This window comes from Frankia sp. CcWB3 (genome assembly GCF_977927595.1).
Map to the genome: position 1 here is coordinate 1 of NZ_CDWRCK010000299.1, position 4,592 is coordinate 4,592.

General features: G+C 71.2%; 4 protein-coding genes. 2 read left to right on the forward strand and 2 right to left on the reverse strand.

The window, feature by feature from the left end:
* Window positions 1-380: 380 nt before the first annotated feature.
* Entirely contained in the window at window positions 381-1,547 is a 1,167-nt protein-coding gene (locus tag ACY5KJ_RS17870; RefSeq protein ID WP_462203904.1) for a helix-turn-helix transcriptional regulator, read from the reverse strand.
* A gap of 97 nt (window positions 1,548-1,644) precedes the next feature.
* Here ACY5KJ_RS17870 and ACY5KJ_RS17875 point away from each other — a divergent pair, with 97 nt between their 5' ends.
* Complete coding sequence (locus tag ACY5KJ_RS17875) at window positions 1,645-2,130, forward strand: VOC family protein (protein WP_462189021.1); 486 nt, start codon at window positions 1,645-1,647, stop codon at window positions 2,128-2,130.
* Window positions 2,131-2,168: 38 nt separating this feature from the next.
* On the opposite strand, the gene ACY5KJ_RS17880 is transcribed toward ACY5KJ_RS17875, so the two are convergent.
* The gene (locus ACY5KJ_RS17880) at window positions 2,169-3,314 is read right to left on the reverse strand and encodes an amidohydrolase family protein (RefSeq protein WP_462189022.1); all 1,146 of its coding nucleotides are present in this window, start codon (window positions 3,312-3,314) and stop codon (window positions 2,169-2,171) included.
* A gap of 362 nt (window positions 3,315-3,676) precedes the next feature.
* Here ACY5KJ_RS17880 and ACY5KJ_RS17885 point away from each other — a divergent pair.
* The coding region (locus ACY5KJ_RS17885) for a type I glutamate--ammonia ligase (RefSeq protein ID WP_462203905.1) at window positions 3,677-4,592 on the forward strand (916 nt) is incomplete at its 3' end.

Here is a 4,592-nt window from a genome sequence, read left to right on the forward strand (position 1 = left end):
CAACCGGGGCATCAAGCTCGACGCCCGCAACGCCTTCGGCTACCGCAACCCCGAAAACCAGCGGCTACGAACACGCTGCGCAACCACCCGCCGAGCCCGCAGATGCCTCAAACCCGCTTAACTTCGAAGAGCCTGTTTGAGGAGCCGCTCGCCCGAGGGGCCTCCTGCTTCAGCACTGATACGGCCAGGGAGCAGGCCCGCGCCTATTGGAGGGCTTGCTGTCGCGTACAGGGCGTAAGAACGGGTGGACCCTCGCTGATCAAGGGGCGTGGGCATCCACCGTCCGTAAAGGTTGGCAGCCTGGTGCCGGCGTCATCCCAGTGATTCAGACGAAGCACCGAGGCGCCACGTGGCGTCCGGAGGCGTCAGGCTGCCGGCAGTCAGGGTTCCGGCAGGTTGTGGTTCCCGGCGACGGGCCTGCGACTTCCGCCGTTGCCCGCCGCCGGTGCGCCGTACAGCGCGGCGAGCGCGCCCGCGGCGCGCGTCATCGCCTCGCGTAGCTCCGGGGGGTGGAGCACCTCCAGGTCCGGGCCGAGTACGAGCAGTTCGCGCTCGGCGTGCCGGACGGACTCGATCGGCACCACCGCGCGTACCCAGCCGTCCTCCTCCGGTGCGCTCGCCGTTTCCCGGACGGCGCGGGCGACCGCCGGGGGGAGCCGGAAGGGGGCCATCGTCACGCCGGTCGGGGAAAGCCGCATGGTCGCCCGCGCCCGGTAGACCTCGGATTCATAGCGGGCCGTCCAGCCGGCCCAGTAGGCGCCGAGGCCGAAGCCATGCGGCCGTTCGAACGTCTTGGTGGTCGTCTCGAGGCTGAGGATCTTCGCGACCGGGTACACCCGGGGCAGGGTGGCCGGCCCGCCCGCCGGTTCCGCGCCTCCGCTGCCGTCCGCACTCTCGGTGGCGCCTGCGGCTCGGGTGCCGTCAGGGTCGCGGCTGCTGCCAGCGTCCTCGGCCAGGCCTACGCCCTGGGTGCCGTGTGCGACGTTGGCGACCAGGTACCAGGTGCCGCTTTTGAGGACCACACCGAGCGGTTCGAGGTGCCGGATGATCTCACGGGGGGCCCGCCAACGCCGGTAGGTGACCCGGACGCGGCGCTGCTCCCACACCGCCGCTGCCACCTCGGTCAGCAGCGGCGTGTCCTCGGTGGCCCGGAACCAGCCGGGCGCGTCGAGATGGAAGCGCTCCCGCACCCGGCCGGCCCGTTCGCGCAGCTGCTCGGGCAGGGCCGCCATCAGCTTCAGTTCCGCCGCCGCGAGCATCGTGCCGAGCCCCAGCTCGCCGGCGGCCGCCGGCATGCCGGCGAGGAACAGAGAGTCGGCCTCGCCGGAGGTCAACCCGGTCAGCCGGGTGCGGTAGCCGTCGAGCAGCCGGTACCCGCCGGTGGCACCGCGGTCCGCCAGCACGGGGACCCCGGCCTCGGCGAGGGACTCCAGATCCCGGTAGACCGTCCGCACGGAGACCTCGAGTTCGTCGGCGATCTCACGCGCCGTGAGCCGCCCACAGGTCTGCAACAGCAGCAGGACGGAGAGGAGCCGGCCGGCACGCATGCCCGATGCTCCCCGGGCCATACCTGCCAGGAGAAGTCAGGTATGGCTTCGAGGATGGGATCCGACACATCGACACCGGAACGCGAAGGAGATCGCCATGGCGGGAACGGACCCGGCTCGGGAGATGGGTGTGGAGAGGGCCGGGGGCGCGGCCGCTACCGGTGCGGCGACTGGGTCCGCAAGTGCTGGCTCCGCGAGTGACGTGGCGGCGACCTGGGCCGGGCTGATGCTCGACTGCCCGGACGCGAAGGAGCTCGCGACCTTCTACGGCACGTTGACCGGGTGGGGCGTCGCCGGCACCGACGACGAGGGGTCCTGGGCGTACCTCACCCCACCGGGGACCGAGATCATGATCGGTTTCCAGCGGGTGGCGGGCTACCAGCCGCCGCGCTGGCCGGACCAGGACGCCCCGCAGCAGTTCCACCTGGATTTCCGGGTCGCCGGCCTGGACGCCGCCATCGCCCTGGCGGAAGGCCTCGGCGCGAGGCAGGCCGAGTTCCAGCCGGGTGGGGACCGGTGGCGGGTGCTTCTCGACCCGGTCGGTCACCCGTTCTGCCTCTGCCCGCCGGCCGCCGCCGGCTGACCGCCGAGCCGCCCGTGCTGGTCAGGGCAGGTCGTTGGTCAGGGCAGGTTGTAGACGCGGCGGGCGTTGTCCGCGCAGATGAGCCGGGCGACCCGCTCGGCGTCCGCCGCGGTCCAGGCGTCGTCGGCGACTCCCGCCGCGAGGAACGCCGACAACCCACGCCGGAACAGGACGGCCCCGAGCAGGTACAGCTCGCCGAGCGCGAAGGCGTCGGTGGAGAAGAGGAACTTGCCGAACGGGGCGAGTTCGAGTGCCTGCGTGAGCAGGCCGGCCGAGCCGCGGCCGCAGTTGTGGATGGCGCGCCCGAGGTCGAGGTAGACATTCGGGAACACCTGGGCTAGGTAGCCGGCCTCCCGGTGGAACGGGTAGCAGTGCAGCAGCAGCACACTGACCTCGGTCGGTGCTATCGCCCGCAGCAGGCCGGTGAGCAGCAGTGGGTTGCCCCGGCGCAGGTCGATGTCGCAGTCCCCGTACCCGACGTGGATCTGGATGGGTAGCCGCGCGTCGACCCCGCACCAGATGAGGAAGGCGTGCAGGGTGGGGTCCGTCAGCCGGATCGGGGCGCCGGCGCGGATCTCGTGGATCCAGCCGCGGGCGGCGGCGGCGACCTCGCGGTCGGTCGGTCGCTGTGCGGGCAGCTCCAGGCCACCGCGGTAGGCCGCGACCGACTTCACCGCGACCATGGTGGGGCGGGCGGACTCGAGCCGGGCCCGCACGGTGTCGGCGAGGTGGGTCATGCCGATCTGCCCGGTGATGACGTCGACCGCGACCTGCTCGGCGACCCGCTCCAACCGCACCACATCCACGCCGCGTCCGCCGGCGAGCTCGGCCAGCTCCGCGGCGCTGGTCAGCGGCTCCGGTTGAAATCCGGCGTCGACGCAGAACGTGATGATCCCGCAGGCACGCAGCAGCCGCCGGTGCACCTCGGCGTGGCCAAGCTCCGCCCGGCGTTCGAGGTAGTCTTCCGGTGCGGCATGCGCCGGTAGGTCGAGCACCGGCGCGCACCAGCGCCGCAGGGCGAAGCCGATCTGGCTGTCGAACAGCGTCGTCCCCGGTGGTCCGGGGTGTTCCGCCTCGGTGATCATGCTTTCGAATTCCGGGCGAGTCAGATCGCGGCCGACCAGACCATGGCAGTGGTGGTCGACAAGCTCGTGATCGACGAACGGTTCCACCGGGCGGCCCACCCATCGATGATCCCCCCTGGAAGGTGAGGTCATGCCTGACCGTACTGGACACACTCGGTCATCCTTAGGTCCACAGCGGCCCTGTGGATAACTTGTGGATTACTCCTGGCTCCCTGGGGACAGTCGTTCTGAAAGTCGATGATGTTGCCGTGTTTTCATCTCTTCTTGCGTCGGCGCCAGCTGTGGACAACGCTCGGAGCGCTTGTGATGAACAGATGGCTTCTCCTTCGATCCGGCCGAATTTTGTCGCTCTCCGTAACATCGTGGGAGAGTGAGGGGCCGCCGTGCCGTGCGCTCCGCCCGGCGTCTGGCAGGCGTACGCGCGACCATGGGGACAGGGGAGACCCGTGGGGAAGGTGAGGATGAACGAGCCTGCGTTGGACGAGTTCGCCCCTCGGATTATCGCCGGAGAGGATCGTAGGCGTGATCGGCTCGCCGCGGCGGCCCGGCACGCGGCGACGAACCTGGAGGTACGCGGCGTCGTCTGTGTTGCGGTGACCTACGTCGACAACAGTGGCATCACTCGGATGAAGGGGGTGCCGATCGGCCGGCTCGACGCGGCGGCGGTGTGGGGCGTCGGCGTGTCGCCGGTGTTCGACGTGTTCGGCGCCGATGACTCGATCACGGCGGGACGGTACGCCGGAGGTCCCGTCGGGGATCTGCGGCTGCATCCCGACCTGGACCGGCTGACACCCCTTGCGGCCCAGCCCGGCTGGGCCTGGGCCCCCGCCGACCGCCGTGACCAGGACGGCCGACCGCACCCGCAGGACGGCCGGGAACTCGTCCGCCTCCAGACGGCACTGCTCGCCGAGCACGGCCTGACGGCGATGATGGCGTTCGAGGCCGAATGGGCCGTCTCCCCGGCCGGTTCCGACGAGTTCGCCCCGGCCGCTCCCGGGCCGGCGTACGGGATGATCAGGGTGGCCGAACTCGGTGACTACCTGCGGGACGTGGTCACCGCGCTCACCGAGGAGGGGCTGGTCGTCGAGCAGATCCATCCCGAGTACGCGGCCGGTCAGTTCGAGGTGTCCGTCGCCGCGCAGGACCCCCTCGGCGCCGCCGACACGTGCGTGCTGGTCAAGGAGACGGTGCGCGGCGTCAGCAGGCGCCATGGCCTGCGCGTCTCGTTCGCCCCCAAGGTGCTCGTCGACAGCGTGGGTAACGGCGGCCACGTGCATCTGAGCCTGTGGAGCGACGATCCCGACCGACCGCCGGCCCCGGCCCGGCCTGCGGTCTCGGGCGGGGGCCCGGGCGGGGCGAACTCCGGTGGCCCATACC